The sequence below is a fragment of the Bradyrhizobium sp. 14AA genome (genome assembly GCF_054185205.1).
The window spans coordinates 1-446 of the sequence record NZ_JAVAYM010000174.1 but is presented as its reverse complement, the minus strand read 5'-3'; the positions used below and the strand labels follow the sequence as shown (position 1 = coordinate 446).

1 protein-coding gene is annotated in these 446 nt (G+C 73.1%); it reads right to left on the bottom strand.

Annotated elements, in window-relative coordinates; translation table 11 throughout:
- Positions 1-192 precede the first annotated feature (192 nt).
- Positions 193-446: hypothetical protein (locus tag RAD15_RS43875; protein ID WP_458184872.1), on the bottom strand; the 254-nt coding region annotated here is incomplete at its 5' end.

Genomic DNA, 446 nt, shown 5'->3' with positions numbered 1-446 from the left:
AGTCCTCGAGGACGGTCTGCGGAGAGGTGCGGACGATGGCGACGGGATGGCGTTCTGTGCGGGTCACGGGGGGCAGTATGACACGCGGGCCGCCCGGCGAAAGAGCGGGCCTACCGGGCGGTCGCTCGCCGGGCATGAGCGGTCGCGAACGGCGCCTCAAGGGTCGCGGCGGGCGCCCGCGACTGCGCCGAACTAGACGCCGCTGGCCAGCAGCGGATAGCCGACCACGGCATCGCTGGCCGGAAGGCCATCAGCGACGGCGCTCGTCCCCGGCTCGCCGCGCTCGCGACGGCGCTCCACCACCCCGACGTGGGCCAGGAAATGCGCCATCGAGCGCAGGTGCGCGCCGCGATCGAAGTGGAAGAGGTGATTGCCCGGGAAGTAGTAGGACCGCGGCCGGTCCCAGTGCTCCCAGAGCAGCCGTCCCTGCGCCGGCGGCGCCATGC